At 70.2% G+C, this 14,679-nt stretch carries 14 protein-coding genes; 12 read left to right on the top strand and 2 right to left on the bottom strand.

What is annotated here, in order from left to right; translation table 11 throughout:
- Nucleotides 1–236: 236 nt before the first annotated feature.
- Both AB0I69_RS14440 and galE read right to left on the bottom strand, forming a co-directional pair.
- Nucleotides 237–1,175 carry a cation diffusion facilitator family transporter gene (locus tag AB0I69_RS14440; RefSeq protein WP_363095940.1) on the bottom strand — a complete coding sequence of 313 codons (939 nt, stop codon included), beginning with the start codon at nucleotides 1,173–1,175 and terminating at the stop codon, nucleotides 237–239.
- A gap of 136 nt (nucleotides 1,176–1,311) precedes the next feature.
- Entirely contained in the window at nucleotides 1,312–2,283 is a 972-nt protein-coding gene (gene galE, locus AB0I69_RS14445) for a UDP-glucose 4-epimerase GalE (RefSeq protein ID WP_363095941.1), read from the bottom strand.
- 277 nt (nucleotides 2,284–2,560) lie between these two features.
- On the opposite strand from galE, the gene AB0I69_RS14450 reads away from it, so the two are divergent.
- The 12 genes from AB0I69_RS14450 to AB0I69_RS14505 all read left to right on the top strand — a co-directional run bounded on the left by AB0I69_RS14450 (nucleotide 2,561) and on the right by AB0I69_RS14505 (nucleotide 14,571).
- Nucleotides 2,561–4,345, top strand: coding sequence for a DUF5941 domain-containing protein (locus tag AB0I69_RS14450; RefSeq protein WP_363095942.1), 1,785 nt, complete (start codon nucleotides 2,561–2,563; stop codon nucleotides 4,343–4,345).
- Nucleotides 4,342–5,094: a phosphocholine cytidylyltransferase family protein gene (locus AB0I69_RS14455; RefSeq protein WP_363095943.1), complete on the top strand. Its 753-nt coding sequence runs from the start codon at nucleotides 4,342–4,344 to the stop codon at nucleotides 5,092–5,094. The genes AB0I69_RS14450 and AB0I69_RS14455 overlap by 4 nt, the downstream gene beginning before the upstream one ends.
- Nucleotides 5,082–6,143: an iron-containing alcohol dehydrogenase family protein gene (locus AB0I69_RS14460; RefSeq protein ID WP_363095944.1), complete on the top strand. Its 1,062-nt coding sequence runs from the start codon at nucleotides 5,082–5,084 to the stop codon at nucleotides 6,141–6,143. Before AB0I69_RS14455 ends, AB0I69_RS14460 begins: the two co-directional genes overlap by 13 nt.
- Nucleotides 6,121–6,900 carry a CDP-alcohol phosphatidyltransferase family protein gene (locus AB0I69_RS14465; RefSeq protein ID WP_317880951.1) on the top strand — a complete coding sequence of 260 codons (780 nt, stop codon included), beginning with the start codon at nucleotides 6,121–6,123 and terminating at the stop codon, nucleotides 6,898–6,900. The genes AB0I69_RS14460 and AB0I69_RS14465 overlap by 23 nt, the downstream gene beginning before the upstream one ends.
- 5 nt (nucleotides 6,901–6,905) lie before the next feature.
- Entirely contained in the window at nucleotides 6,906–7,778 is an 873-nt protein-coding gene (locus AB0I69_RS14470; protein ID WP_363096146.1) for a glycosyltransferase, read from the top strand.
- Between the two features lie 152 nt (nucleotides 7,779–7,930).
- Nucleotides 7,931–8,860, top strand: coding sequence for an ABC transporter permease (locus tag AB0I69_RS14475; RefSeq protein ID WP_363095945.1), 930 nt, complete (start codon nucleotides 7,931–7,933; stop codon nucleotides 8,858–8,860).
- The gene (locus AB0I69_RS14480) at nucleotides 8,853–9,656 is read left to right on the top strand and encodes an ABC transporter ATP-binding protein (RefSeq protein ID WP_363095946.1); all 804 of its coding nucleotides are present in this window, start codon (nucleotides 8,853–8,855) and stop codon (nucleotides 9,654–9,656) included. The genes AB0I69_RS14475 and AB0I69_RS14480 overlap by 8 nt, the downstream gene beginning before the upstream one ends.
- A gap of 386 nt (nucleotides 9,657–10,042) precedes the next feature.
- On the top strand, nucleotides 10,043–10,945 hold the full coding sequence (gene hpnC / locus AB0I69_RS14485; protein ID WP_363095947.1) for a squalene synthase HpnC: 903 nt from the start codon (nucleotides 10,043–10,045) through the stop codon (nucleotides 10,943–10,945).
- Nucleotides 10,942–11,892, top strand: coding sequence for a presqualene diphosphate synthase HpnD (gene hpnD, locus AB0I69_RS14490; RefSeq protein ID WP_363095948.1), 951 nt, complete (start codon nucleotides 10,942–10,944; stop codon nucleotides 11,890–11,892). The genes hpnC and hpnD overlap by 4 nt, the downstream gene beginning before the upstream one ends.
- Entirely contained in the window at nucleotides 11,892–12,014 is a 123-nt protein-coding gene (locus AB0I69_RS14495; RefSeq protein ID WP_363095949.1) for a DUF6380 family protein, read from the top strand. The genes hpnD and AB0I69_RS14495 overlap by 1 nt, the downstream gene beginning before the upstream one ends.
- Nucleotides 12,011–13,441: a hydroxysqualene dehydroxylase HpnE gene (gene hpnE / locus AB0I69_RS14500; protein ID WP_363095950.1), complete on the top strand. Its 1,431-nt coding sequence runs from the start codon at nucleotides 12,011–12,013 to the stop codon at nucleotides 13,439–13,441. Before AB0I69_RS14495 ends, hpnE begins: the two co-directional genes overlap by 4 nt.
- On the top strand, nucleotides 13,441–14,571 hold the full coding sequence (locus AB0I69_RS14505) for a polyprenyl synthetase family protein (RefSeq protein ID WP_363095951.1): 1,131 nt from the start codon (nucleotides 13,441–13,443) through the stop codon (nucleotides 14,569–14,571). The genes hpnE and AB0I69_RS14505 overlap by 1 nt, the downstream gene beginning before the upstream one ends.
- Nucleotides 14,572–14,679: the final 108 nt, after the last annotated feature.

Genomic DNA, 14,679 nt, shown 5'->3' on the forward strand with positions numbered 1-14,679 from the left:
ATCCTTCACTTCGGTCTACGAGCCAAGTCTGCCGTACGGATCCGGCACTCCCGGCAGTTCATCGTGCCCGGCGCGGCGACGGTGGAACCGTCCGGGGGGTGGGGCTGTGGCAGTGAGGACGCGGGTGCGCGCCGGACGGCTGCGTTCCGTCGAAGTCGATCGATTTCTGTCGATTTCCGTCAGTGCGGAAGCCGTACGGGAACCTCATGAAGCCGTACGGGAATCTCGTGCGAACGTCAGTGGCACAGCTTCGCCTCGTGCTCCGCATGCCCGCCGGGCTCCAGCTGGAAGGTGCAGTGCTCCACGTCGAAGTGGTCGCCGAGGCAGCCCTGGAGTTCGTGGAGGATCTTCTCGTTGCCGATGGCGTTCAGCACGTCCGAGCGGACGACGACGTGTGCGGAGAGTACCGGCATGCCCGAGGTGATCGTCCACGCGTGCAGATCGTGGACGTCCTCGACCCCGTCCAGGGCCAGGATGTGGGCGCGGACATCCTGCATGTCGACATCCTTGGGGGCCGACTCCAGCAGGACGTCGAGGGTCTCGCGCAGCAGCTTCAGGGTGCGCGGGACGATCATCAGGCCGATGGCGAGCGAGGCGATCGGGTCGGCGGCCTGCCGGCCCGTCGTCAGGATCACCACGGCGGAGATGATCACCGCGAGGGAGCCCAGCGCGTCGGCGGCGACCTCCAGGAACGCGCCGCGCACGTTCAGGCTCTCCTTCTGGCCGCGCACCAGCAGCGTGAGGGAGATCATGTTCGCGACCAGGCCGATCAGACCGAACACGACGGTCAGCCCGCCCTCGGTGTCGGCGGGCGTGACGAACCGCTGGACCGCCTCGTACAGGACGTATCCGCCGACGCCGAGCAGCAGCAGACAGTTGGCGAGCGCGGCGAGGATCTCCGCGCGGGCGTAACCGAAGGTGCGGTTGCCGGTTGCCGGGCGGTTCGCGAAGTGGATCGCGAGCAGCGCCATGCCGAGGCCCAGCGCGTCCGTCGCCATGTGGGCCGCGTCCGCGATGAGCGCGAGGGAGTCCGCGAGCAGCCCGCCGACGACCTCGACCACCATCACGGTGAGCGTGATCCCCAGCGCGACCCGCAGCCTGCCCCGGTACGCGGCCGCCGCCGTACCGGTGACAGGAGCGCCGTGCGAGTGCCCGTGGTCGTGCCCTGCCCCCATGGAAAGCCGCCCTCCTGATCGCTGCCGGAGACCCCAGTGAACTACGGGTGGGGGGTATCGGGCAACGCGGCACTGAACACCGTTGTCATATGCCCTGACCTGCGCAAACGAACGACGATTCAGGAGGGTGCCGGGATCAGTGCCCGTGGTGCAACTGCCACCCGCGCCACGCCGACTCGACCATCTCCCGCACCCCACGCCGAGCCGTCCACCCGAGTTCTACGGCGGCCCGCTCGGCGGAGGCGACGGCCCGCGGCGCGTCCCCGGGACGCCGCCCCTCGACGACGGCCGGCCGCCGGTCCCCGGTGACCTCACCGATCACCGTGACCAGCTCACGGACCGAAACCCCTTCCCCGCGGCCGATGTTCACGGTCAGGTCGCCCCTCGCGTTCCCGTCGGCCAGCCGCCGGGCCGCCGCCAGATGCGCCTCGGCGAGGTCGGCGACATGGATGTAGTCGCGGATGCAGGTGCCGTCGGGCGTCGGATAGTCGTCGCCGAAGATCCGCGGGGCCCCGTCGCGGGTGAGCCGGTCGAAGACCATCGGGACGATGTTGAAGACTCCGGTGTCGGCCAGTTCCGGCGCCGCCGCGCCCGCCACGTTGAAGTAGCGCAGGCACACCGTCTTGATGCCGTGCGCCGCGCCCGCCGCCCGGACCAGCCACTCGCCGGTGAGCTTGGTCTCGCCGTACGGGTTCACCGGCGCGCACGGGGTGTCCTCCGTGATCAGGTCCACGCCCGGGTCGCCGTAGACCGCCGCCGAGGACGAGAACACGAACCGCTTGATGCCCGCGCCGGCCACCGCGTCCAGGAGGGTCGCGAGGCCGCCCACGTTCTCCCGGTAGTAGCGCGTCGGCTGTGCCACGGACTCGGCGACCTGCTTGCGCGCCGCGAGATGGACGACCCCCGTCACCTCGTGCTCGGCGAACACCCGCTTCAGCAGGCCGCCGTCCAGCGAGGAGCCGTGGACGAGCGCGACGTCCGCCGGAAGGCGTGCGGGATTCCCCGCCGAGAGATCGTCGAGGGCGACGACGCGCTCCCCGGCGTCCGCCATCGCCCGTGCCACATGGGCCCCGATGTATCCGGCTCCGCCGGTGATCAGCCATGTCATGGGCATTCACCCTATGCCGATCCGGAGAGGGCCTCCGCAATGTCCCGCGATGCCCGGTCTGGCGGGTGCGGTTTGTCGGCCGGGCCCCGAATCCCTGATGATGATCTCGGCGGAGGCGCTGTCAGACCGTGTTGATCAGGCCATGAACGGCCGGTGAACACGGGCTTGAGAGCATCCGATAGCCTCTGCCGACATGCCGCCCGGGTGCCACCCGTTGGGCGCCACCACCATGCACATGACCGGCGCCCGAGCGTCGGCACCCAGGGAGTGAGTTCGGTTGTCGACCGCCATCCTCACCGGTCAGCCGGTCCCCGGATCGTCGATCGAGAACGATCTGCGCTCGCTCGGCTTCGACGTCCGGATCGCCGCTGACACCACCGAGGCGGAAACGCTCCTGGCGGCGGTCCCCGGCGACCGACGCGTCGCCGTCGTGGACGCCCGCTTCGTGGGCCACCTGCACGCGCTGCGCCTCGGCCTCACCGACCCCCGCTTCCCGCTCGCCGCGGTACCGGGCGCCGTGACCGCCCAGCCCGCAGGCCGCCAGGCGCTGACCCGCGCGGTCGCCCGCGAGAACTCGGCGAGCACCGGCACGACGCTCCTCGACAACCTCGCCGACCGCATCGTCACCGCGCTCGACGCCGACGGCTGCGACGTGTACCGCCCCGAGCTGGGCAGCCTCGTCGCCACGGTCCCCGCCGACGCGCAGGCCGGCAGCGAGGCACGGCAGGCCGTCGCCGCCGTCGACGACGAGGCCGTACGCCTGAAGTCGGCCGTGAAGTCCCGCGACGGCTTCTTCACCACCCACTTCATCAGCCCGTACTCCCGCTACATCGCGCGCTGGTGCGCCCGCCGCGGCCTCACCCCGAACCAGGTCACCACCGCCTCGCTGCTCACCGCGATCATCGCGGCGGGCTGCGCGGCCACCGGCACCCGCGTCGGATTCGTCGCGGCCGGGGTGCTGCTCCTCTTCTCCTTCGTCCTCGACTGCGTCGACGGACAGATCGCCCGCTACGCCCTCCAGTACTCCACGCTCGGCGCCTGGCTCGACGCCACCTTCGACCGCGCCAAGGAGTACGCCTACTACGCCGGCCTCGCGCTGGGGGCGGCCCGCGGCGGCGACGACGTATGGGCGCTCGCGCTCGGCGCGATGATCCTGCAGACCTGCCGGCACGTCGTGGACTTCTCCTTCAACGAGGCCAACCACGACGCCACCGCCAACACCAGCCCCACCGCCGCCCTCTCCGACAAGCTCGACAGCGTCGGCTGGACGGTCTGGGTGCGCCGGATGATAGTCCTGCCCATCGGCGAACGATGGGCGATGATCGCCGTCCTCACGGCAGTGACCACACCCCGGATCACCTTCTACGTCCTCCTCGTCGGCTGCGCCTTCGCGGCGACGTACACGACGGCGGGCCGGGTGCTGCGCTCGCTGACCCGCAAGGCGACCCGGACGGACCGCGCGGCGCGGGCACTGGCGGACCTCGCGGACAGCGGGCCGATCGCCTCGTTCGTGGCCCGGGTGAACCCCGCCCGCCTCGGCGCACCGCTCCTGATCGCGCTCGCTGGTACGGCTGTCCTCGCCGTGTCCCTCTTCTCCGGCGTCACCTGGGCCCCCGTGGCGGGCGCCTTCGTCTACGCGATCACCGCCGGCCAGGCCTTGTCCCGCCCCCTCAAGGGCTCCCTCGACTGGCTGGTCCCCCCGCTCTTCCGGGCGGCCGAATACTGCACGGTCCTGATCCTCGCGGCCAAAGCGGAGGTGAACGGAGCGCTTCCTGCGGCTTTCGGCCTGGTGGCCGCCGTCGCCTACCATCACTACGACACGGTGTACCGCATCCGCGGCAATGCCGGGGCGCCCCCGGCCTGGCTGGTGCGCGCCACCGGGGGGCACGAAGGACGGACGCTGCTCGTCACCGTTCTCGCCGCCGCGCTCACCGCGTCGCAGTTCACGGTCGCGCTCACGGTCCTCGCCGTGGCCGTGGCCCTGCTGGTGCTCGTCGAGAGCATCCGCTTCTGGGTGTCCGCAGGGGCGCCCGCCGTACACGATGAAGGAGAACCCGCATGATCGGCCTCGTGCTGGCGGCCGGCGCCGGACGGCGTCTGCGCCCCTACACCGACAGCCTTCCCAAGGCTCTGGTGCCGGTGGGGCCCGCGGGCATAGAGGGCGAACCGACGGTCCTGGACCTGACGCTCGGCAACTTCGCCGAGATCGGTCTGACCGAGGTCGCGATCATCGTCGGCTACCGCAAGGAAGCCGTGTACGAGCGCAAGGCGGCCCTTGAGCAGAAGTACGGCCTCAAGCTGACCCTCATCGACAACGACAAGGCCGAGGAGTGGAACAACGCCTACTCCCTGTGGTGCGGACGTGACGCCCTCAAGGACGGCGTGATCCTCGCCAACGGCGACACCGTCCACCCGGTCTCCGTCGAGCACACGCTGCTCGCCGCCCGCGGCGACGGCAAGCGGATCATCCTCGCGCTGGACACCGTCAAGTCCCTTGCGGACGAGGAGATGAAGGTCGTCGTCGACCCCGCCAAGGGCATGACGAAGATCACCAAGCTGATGGATCCCGCCGAGGCCACCGGTGAGTACATCGGCGTCACCCTCATCGAGGGCGACGCCATGTCCGAGCTGGCCGACGCACTCAAGACCGTGTGGGAGACCGACCCGCAGCAGTTCTACGAGCACGGCTACCAGGAGCTCGTGAACCGCGGCTTCCGGATCGACGTGGCCCCGATCGGCGACGTCAAGTGGGTCGAGATCGACAACCACGACGATCTGGCCAAGGGGCGGGAGATCGCGTGCCTGTACTGACCCGGCTGATCCCCTCGCCCGTCGTCGTCGACATCCGCCCGGGTGCCCTCGACGACCTGGCCTGCGTCCTCGCCGACCAGCGCATCTCGCACTCCGGCCGGCTCGCGGTCGCGGTCAGCGGGGGCTCCGGCGCCCGGCTGCGCGCCCGCCTCGAACCCAGCCTGCCCGGCGCCACCTGGTACGAGGTCGGCGGCGGCACCCTCGACGACGCGATCGAACTGGCCGGCGAGATGAAGGCCGGTCACTACGACGCGGTCGTCGGCCTCGGCGGCGGCAAGATCATCGACTGCGCCAAGTTCGCCGCGGCACGCATCGGCCTGCCCCTGGTCGCCGTACCGACGAACCTCGCGCACGACGGCCTGTGCTCGCCGGTCGCCACCCTCGACAACGACGCGGGCCGCGGCTCCTACGGCGTGCCGAACCCGATCGCGGTCGTCATCGACCTGGACGTCATCCGCGAGGCACCGGTTCGCTTCGTGCGGGCGGGCATCGGGGACGCGATCTCCAACATCTCCGCGATCGCGGACTGGGAACTCGCCAACCGCGTCACCGGCGAGAAGATCGACGGTCTCGCCGCGGCCATGGCCCGGCAGGCCGGCGAGGCCGTACTGCGGCACCCGGGCGGGGTCGGCGACAACGCCTTCCTCCAGGTGCTCGCCGAGGCGCTCGTCCTCAGCGGCATCGCCATGTCGGTGTCGGGCGACTCACGCCCGTCCTCCGGCGCCTGCCACGAGATCAACCACGCCTTCGACCTGCTCTTCCCCAAACGCGCCGCCGCCCACGGCGAGCAGTGCGGACTGGGCGCGGCCTTCGCGATGTACCTGCGCGGAGCCCACGAGGAATCGGCGTACATGGCCGAGGTGTTGCGCCGGCACGGACTGCCGGTGCTGCCCGAGGAGATCGGCTTCACGGTGGACGAGTTCGTCCGCGCGGTGGAGTTCGCTCCGGAGACCCGCCCCGGCCGCTACACGATCCTCGAACACCTCGACCTGAAAACCGACCAGATCAAGGACATCTACGCCGACTATGTCAAGGCCATCGGTAGCTGAACTCCGTCCCGTCGTCCACCCCGCAGGGGTGAAGGACCGGCGCAGCGGTGAGCACTGGATGGGACGCCTCTACATGCGTGAGGTGTCCCTGCGGGTGGACCGCTACCTGGTGAACACCAGGGTCTCGCCCAACCAGCTCACGTACCTGATGACCGTCTTCGGCGTGCTCGCCGCCCCGGCGCTGCTGGTGCCGGGGATCACGGGCGCGGTCCTCGGCGTGGTGTGCGTCCAGATGTACCTGCTGCTGGACTGCGTCGACGGCGAGATCGCCCGCTGGCGCAAGCAGTACTCCCTCGCCGGGGTCTACCTCGACCGGGTCGGCGCCTACCTCACCGACGCGGCCGTGCTCGTCGGCTTCGGGCTGCGCGCCGCCGACCTGTGGGGCAGCGGCCGTATCGACTGGCTGTGGGCCTTCCTCGGCACGCTGGCCGCGCTCGGCGCGATCCTGATCAAGGCCGAGACCGACCTGGTGGGGGTCGCCCGCCACCAGACCGGCAAGGCACCGGTCCAGGAGTCGGCGGCCGAGATGCGGTCCTCCGGGATGGCGCTGGCCCGCCGGGCCGCCGCCGCCTTCAAGTTCCACCGGTTGATCCTCGGCATCGAGGCGTCCCTGCTGATCCTGGTCCTCGCGATCGTGGACCAGATGCGCGGCGACCTGTTCTACTCGCGGCTCGGAGTCGCCGTACTGGCCGGCATCGCGCTGCTGCAGACCCTGCTGCACCTCGTGTCGATCCTCGCGTCGAGCAGGCTGAAGTGAGCGGCATGAAGGTCGGCGCGGTGATCATCACCATGGGCAACCGCCCCGACGAACTACGGGCGTTGCTCGACTCGGTCGCCAAGCAGGACGGCGACCGGGTCGAGGCGGTCGTCGTCGGCAACGGCTCGCCCGTCCCGGACGTCCCCGAAGGCGTCCGGACCATAGAACTGCCCGAGAACCTCGGCATCCCCGGTGGCCGCAACGTCGGCCTGGAGGGCTTCGGGCCGGGCGGTCGCGATGTCGACATAGTGATGTTCCTCGACGACGACGGGCTCCTCGCCCAGCACGACACCGCCGAGCTGTGCCGGCAGGCCTTCGCCGCCGACCCCCGCCTCGGCATCATCAGCTTCCGCATCGCCGACCCGGAGACCGGGGTCACCCAGCGCCGCCACGTCCCGCGACTGCGGGCCTCCGACCCGATGCGCTCCTCCCGGGTCACCACCTTCCTCGGCGGCGCCAACGCCGTCCGCACGAAGGTCTTCGCCGAGGTCGGCGGACTCCCGGACGAGTTCTTCTACGCCCACGAGGAGACCGACCTCGCGTGGCGGGCCCTCGACGCGGGCTGGATGATCGACTACCGGTCCGACATGGTCCTGTACCACCCGACGACCGCGCCCTCACGGCACGCGGTCTACCACCGCATGGTCGCCCGCAACCGGGTCTGGCTGGCCCGCCGCAACCTCCCCGCGCCCCTCGTCCCCGTCTACCTCGGGGTATGGCTGCTGCTCACCCTCCTGCGCCGCCCCTCGCGCCCGGCCCTGCATGCCTGGTTCGGCGGGTTCAAGGAGGGCTGGACCACTCCGTGCGGACCGCGCAGGCCCATGAAGTGGCGTACGGTGTGGCGGCTGACCCGCCTGGGCCGTCCCCCCGTGATCTGACAGACAAGTTCGAAGGTGCGGACCGCGCGCCGGGCGCGCGGACGCCCCGGGAATGTGCCCGTCGGCGGATACGTGTCGCGTCCTGTAGCACAATTCCGTAAGACGAACACAAGACAGTCGTAAGACGAATCCGAAGATGAAGGCATCCACCCTTGAGTGAGACAACGCATGACGGCGGAGTCGCGGTGAGCCCGCGGCCGTCGCCCGACGAGGGCCTCACGGCGGCACAGCTCGCCGCCAAGTACGGGCTGACCGTGAGCGGTGCCCGCCCCGGACTCGCCGAGTACGTCCGCCAGCTCTGGGGACGCCGCCACTTCATCCTCGCCTTCTCCCAGGCGAAGCTGACGGCCCAGTACAGCCAGGCGAAGCTCGGCCAGCTCTGGCAGGTGGCCACGCCGCTGCTGAACGCGGCCGTGTACTTCTTCATCTTCGGCGTCATCCTGAAGGCCAGCCGGGGCATGTCCCGCGACGTGTACATCCCGTTCCTGGTCACGGGCGTCTTCGTGTTCACCTTCACGCAGAGCTCGATCATGGCGGGCGTCCGCGCGATCTCCGGCAACCTCGGCCTGGTGCGCGCACTGCACTTCCCGCGCGCCTCGCTGCCGATCTCCTTCGCGCTCCAGCAGCTCCAGCAGCTGCTGTTCTCGATGATCGTGCTGTTCATCATCGTCGTCGGCTTCGGCAGCTACCCCAGCCTGTCCTGGCTGCTGATCGTCCCGGTCCTGGTGCTGCAGTTCCTGTTCAACACCGGGCTCGCGCTGATCGTGGCGCGGATGGGCGCCAAGACCCCGGACCTCGCCCAGCTGATGCCGTTCATCCTGCGCACCTGGATGTACACGTCGGGCGTCATGTTCTCCATCAGCAAGATGATGGAGGGCCGCTCCGAGCTGTTCGTCCGCTTCCTCCAGGTGAACCCGGCAGCCATCTACATGGACCTGATGCGCTTCGCGCTCATCGACGGCTACGGCGCGTCGAACCTGCCCCCGCACGTCTGGGCCATCGCCTCCTTCTGGGCCGTGGTCCTGTTCGTCGGAGGTTTCGTGTACTTCTGGAAGGCGGAGGAGCGGTACGGCCGTGGCTGAGCAGAATCTTGAGCAGACCCTTCAGCAGACCCCTGCGGACCTGATCCCCACCGTCATCGCGGACGAGCTGCACATCGTCTACCGCGTCCACGGCGCCAAGACCGGCAAGGGCAGCGCCACTTCCGCCCTCAGCCGCATAGTCAAGCGCGGCGAGGAGCGCGGTGTGCGCAAGGTGCACGCCGTCAAGGGCGTCTCCTTCGTCGCCTACCGCGGCGAGGCCGTCGGCCTGATCGGCTCGAACGGCTCCGGCAAGTCGACCCTGCTGCGCGCCATCGCCGGCCTGCTCCCCGCGGAGAAGGGCCGTGTCTACACCAACGGCCAGCCCTCGCTGCTCGGCGTGAACGCGGCCCTGATGAACGACCTCACCGGCGAGCGGAACGTCATCCTGGGCGGGCTCGCCATGGGCATGACCCGCGAGCAGGTCAGGGAGCGCTACCAGGACATCGTCGACTTCTCCGGTATCAACGAGAAGGGCGACTTCATCACCCTCCCGATGCGCACCTACTCCTCCGGAATGGCGGCCCGCCTGCGCTTCTCCATCGCCGCCGCCAAGGACCACGACGTCCTGATGATCGACGAGGCGCTGGCCACCGGCGACCGCAAGTTCCAGGTCCGCTCGGAGGAGCGCATCCGGGAGCTGCGCAAGTCCGCGGGCACGGTGTTTCTGGTCAGTCACAACAACAAGTCGATCCGCGACACCTGCGACCGGGTGCTGTGGCTGGAACGCGGCGAACTGCGGATGGACGGCCCGACCGAAGAAGTACTCAAGGAGTACGAGAAGTTCACGGGCAAGTAGTCCACTCGCACAGGGGCGCAAAAGCCCAGAACGCTTCCCAGGGCCCCGCCGGAACTGTTCCGGCGGGGCCCTGCGTCTGCAAAGGAAACGTCAACTCGGCGCCGCCGAAGGAATCTTGACGCCAATCGGTGTGTTGTTGTGATGTGCAGGACACCCCGAGGAAGCTCGCTGCGTTGTACAACGTAAGCTGTACCGGTGCCGAATAGCGGCAAGTGGGGCGATAATGCGCGACAGCCTTCTGCGGGTATCTGTGCGGACGACTGGGCGGCGTGTCCGAAATAGTGTGTATTGGGTCGGCAGTGTAGAACGGGAGATGTGACGGCAATGGCTACGGAAACTCCCCAGCTCACCGAAGCATGTGCCGTCCCCGCCCCTGGCAGTGAACGGTGACGGGAACCGGCACCGCCGCCACCGGTGATCCGGAGCGCGGCACACTCGACAAGGCCGCGGGTGAGAACTTCCCCGTGGCGCCTTTCTTCCTGCCCAAGGCCTGGCGCACCGACCTCATGGCGGTGTACGGATTCGCCCGCCTCGTAGACGACATCGGCGACGGTGACCTGGCCCCCGGCGGCGCCGACGCCAGGCTGCTCGGTGTGTCGCCCGCGGAGGCCGAGGACCGTCTGCTCCTCCTCGACGCCTTCGAGGCCGATCTGCACCGCGTCTTCGACGGCACCCCGGGCCACCCCCTGCTGCGCCGCCTCCAGCCGACCGTCCGCCGGTGCGCGCTTACCCCGGAGCCCTTCCTCGGCCTGATCGCGGCGAACCGCCAGGACCAGCTCGTCACGCGCTACGAGACCTACGACGATCTCCTCGCCTACTGCGAACTGTCCGCCAACCCCGTCGGCCGCCTCGTTCTAGGCGTCACCGGCACCGAGACCCCCGAGCGGGTCCGGCACTCCGACGCGATCTGTACCGCACTTCAGATCGTCGAACACCTGCAGGACGTCGCCGAGGACCTCGGCCGCGACCGCATCTACCTGCCCGCCCAGGACATGAAGCGCTTTCACGTCCAGGAAGCGGATCTCGCCACGCCCTCCGCGGGCGCATCGGTGCGCGCACTGGTTGCATACGAAGCAGAACGCGCCCGCGATCTCCTGAATGAAGGCGCCCCCCTGGTGGGTAGCGTCCACGGCAGGTTGAAGCTGCTGCTCGCGGGGTTCGTGGCGGGGGGAAGGGCGGCGATCCGAGCGATCGTCGCCGCCGAATACGACGTACTTCCCGGCCCGCCCAAGCCCGGCAAGATCCAGTTGCTGCGCGAGGTGGGCGTGACTCTGCGAGGAGAGGGGTGATCCGCAGCGTGGAGTCTGCACCGCACATGTCCGCACCGGTACTCGCCGCCTACAGCTACTGCGAGGCCGTCACCGGACAGCAGGCACGTAACTTCGCGTACGGCATCAGACTGCTGCCGACGCCCAAGCGCCGCGCGATGTCGGCGCTGTACGCGTTCTCCCGGCGTGTCGACGACATCGGCGACGGCACGCTGGCGACCGACGTGAAGTCGGCGCGCCTGGAGGACACCCGAGCGCTGCTCACCCGGGTTCGCGAAGGCAAGGTCGAGGAGGACGACACCGACCCGGTGGCGGTCGCTCTCGCCCACGCCTCCGATGCCTTCCCGATCCCGCTCGACGGCCTGGATGAGCTGATCGACGGCGTCCTGATGGACGTACAGGGCGAGACCTACGAGACCTGGGACGACCTGAAGGTCTACTGCCGGTGTGTCGCGGGGGCGATCGGGCGGCTCTCGCTCGGTGTGTTCGGCACCGAGGCGGGGGCGCGCGGCGCCGAGCGCGCCTCGGAGTACGCCGACACGCTTGGACTGGCCCTCCAGCTCACCAACATCCTGAGAGACGTCCGCGAGGACGCCGAGGGCGGCCGTACCTATCTGCCCGCCGACGACCTCGCGAAATTCGGGTGCTCGGCCGGGTTCAACGGGCCGACCCCACCGGAGGGCTCCGACTTCGCGGGTCTCGTGCACTTCGAGGTGCGACGGGCCCGCACCCTTTTCGCCGAGGGCTACCGGCTGCTCCCCATGCTCGACCGCCGCAGCGGCGCCTGTGTCGCCGCCATGGCCGGCATCTACCGCCGCCTCCTGGACCGCATCGAGCGCGAGCCGGAGGCCGTACTGCGCGGCCGGGTCTCGCTGCCCGGCCGCGAGAAGGCCTACGTCGCCGTGCGCGGCCTGTCCGGTCTGGACACCCGGCACGTCACGCGAAGGACCCTCAGGAGGCGCACCTGATGGACAAAGTGGGCCAAGGTGATGTCACCGGAGGAATGCGGCACGCAACCCTCCGGTGTGAAGTGGCGTCCCTGACTGCAACGACCTGCCACGGCGGGTACGCAGGGGGGAGTGCACGATGAGCGACGGGACGCAGCCCGACGGGCTGCCCGCCGATCCACCGGCGGGACGGACCGTACGGCATGCCGTCGTGGTCGGCGGCGGGCTCGCCGGCATCACCACCGCACTCGCGCTCGCCGACGCCGGAGTCCGCGTCACCCTCCTCGAAGGCCGACCGCGCCTGGGCGGGCTCGCCTTCTCCTTCCAGCGCGGCGAACTCACCGTGGACAACGGACAGCACGTGTATCTGCGCTGCTGCACCGCCTACCGCTGGTTCCTCGACCGCATCGAGGGCGCGGCGCTGGCTCCGCTGCAGGATCGTCTCGACGTGCCCGTACTCGACGCGAACCGCCCCGAGGGGCGACGGCTCGGCAGACTGCGGCGCGACGCGCTGCCCGTGCCCCTGCATCTGGGGCGCAGCCTCGCGACGTACCCGCATCTCTCGTTCGCCGAGCGCGCCAAAGTGGGCCGTGCCGCACTCGCCCTCAAAGGGCTCGACCTCGCCGATCCGGCCCTGGACGCGCAGAACTTCGGCAGTTGGCTGACCGCGCACGGTCAGTCGGCGCGTGCCGTCGAGGCACTGTGGGACCTGGTGGGGGTCGCCACCCTCAACGCGGTAGCGGGCGATTCCTCGCTGGCGCTGGCCGCGATGGTGTTCAAGACCGGTCTGCTCTCCGACCCGGGCGCGGCCGACATCGGCTGGGCTCACGTCCCGCTGGGCGAACTGCACGACCGGCTCGCCCGCAAGGCGCTCGACTCCGCGGGCGTGCGCACCGAAGTCCGTACACGCGTCACCTCCGTCTCTACAGACGAGAACGGGCGCTGGACCGTTCAGGTTCCCGGCGAGAATCTCGTCGCCGACGCCGTCGTGCTCGCCGTACCGCAGCGCGAGGCCCACGAACTGTTGCCCGACGGCGCCCTCGACGACCCCGGGCGGCTGCTCGCGATCGACACCGCGCCGATCCTCAACATCCATGTCGTCTACGACCGCAAGGTGCTCGCCCGGCCGTTCTTCGCGGCTCTCGGCACGCCCGTGCAGTGGGTGTTCGACCGGACCGACGCGTCCGGGCTGAAGGACGGCCAGTACCTGGCGCTGTCCCAGTCCGCCGTGCACGACGAGATCGACGAGCCCGTGGCCGCGCTGCGGGAGCGCTACCTCCCCGAGCTGGAGCGGCTGCTGCCCGGTGCGCGCGGCGCCGAGGTGAAGGACTTCTTCGTGACCAGGGAGCGCACCGCGACGTTCGCTCCCGCCCCCGGCGTCGGACGGCTGCGGCCCGGCGCCCGCACCAAGGCCCCCGGCCTGTACCTGGCCGGAGCGTGGACCGCCACAGGGTGGCCCGCGACCATGGAGAGTGCGGTCCGCAGTGGGGTGAGCGCGGCGGACGCCGCACTCGCTGCCCTGGGCCGGCCCCGCCCCCGTCACCTCTTCGAAGTCGAGGAGGCGGCGTGATGCTCGATCAGCAGGCGGCAGGCGACCCCCGCACCCCCGGTACCGCAACAAGAGGAGAGACTGTGCCCACTGTGCCCCCGGCCGAGACGGCTGCCGACGCGGTGGACGTGTCCGCGCTCCTGGAGCGCGGCCGGACCCTTGCCACACCGGTACTGCGGGCGGCCGTGGACCGCCTGGCTCCCCCCATGGACACCGTTTCCGCCTACCACTTCGGCTGGATCGACGCCGAGGGCAACCCGGCGGCCGGCGACGGCGGCAAGGCCGTACGCCCCGCGCTCGCCGTGCTCTCCGCGGAGGTCACCGGCGCCTCCCCCGAGACCGGCATCCCCGGCGCCGTGGCCGTCGAACTGGTCCACAACTTCTCGCTGCTGCACGACGACCTGATGGACGGCGACGAACAGCGCCGGCACCGCGACACCGTCTGGAAGGTGCACGGCCCCGCGCAGGCCATCCTTGTCGGCGACGCCCTGTTCGCGCTCGCCAACGAGGTCCTGCTGGAGCTCGGCACCGTCGAGGCCGGCCGCGCCACCCGCCGCCTCACCACCGCGACCCGCGCCCTCATCGACGGACAGGCGCAGGACATCTCCTACGAGCACCGCGACCGCGTCAGCGTCGAGGAGTGCCTGGAGATGGAGGGCAACAAGACCGGTGCCCTGCTCGCCTGCGCCTCCTCCATCGGGGCCGTGCTCGGCGGTGCGGACGACCGCACCGCCGACGTCCTGGAGAAGTACGGCCACCACCTCGGCCTGGCCTTCCAGGCCGTCGACGACCTCCTCGGCATCTGGGGCGACCCGGAGGCCACCGGCAAGCAGGCCTGGAGCGATCTGCGCCAGCGCAAGAAGTCCCTGCCCGTGGTGGCGGCGCTCGCGGCGGGCGGACCCGCCTCGGACCGGCTCGGCGAGATCCTCGCCGCCGACGCCAAGAGCAGCGACTTCGAGAACTTCTCCGAGGAGGAGTTCGCGGCCCGCGCCGCGCTCATCGAGGAGGCCGGCGGCCGCGAGTGGACCGCCGAAGAGGCACGCCGTCAGCACACCATCGCCATCGAGGCCCTCGACGCCATCGACATGCCCGACCGGGTTCGGGCGCAGTTCACGGCGCTCGCCGACTTCGTCGTCGTACGAAAGAGATGATCACTATCGGTCGAATAGCCCTCGCGTAGTCGCCGGCCGGTGCTGCGAACGAACGAGTACCGGCCGACGGCGGACCCACAGCAGAGACATGCCACTGCACGAAGGGGA

The organism is Streptomyces sp. NPDC050508, from assembly GCF_040655155.1.
Taxonomy (GTDB): domain Bacteria; phylum Actinomycetota; class Actinomycetes; order Streptomycetales; family Streptomycetaceae; genus Streptomyces.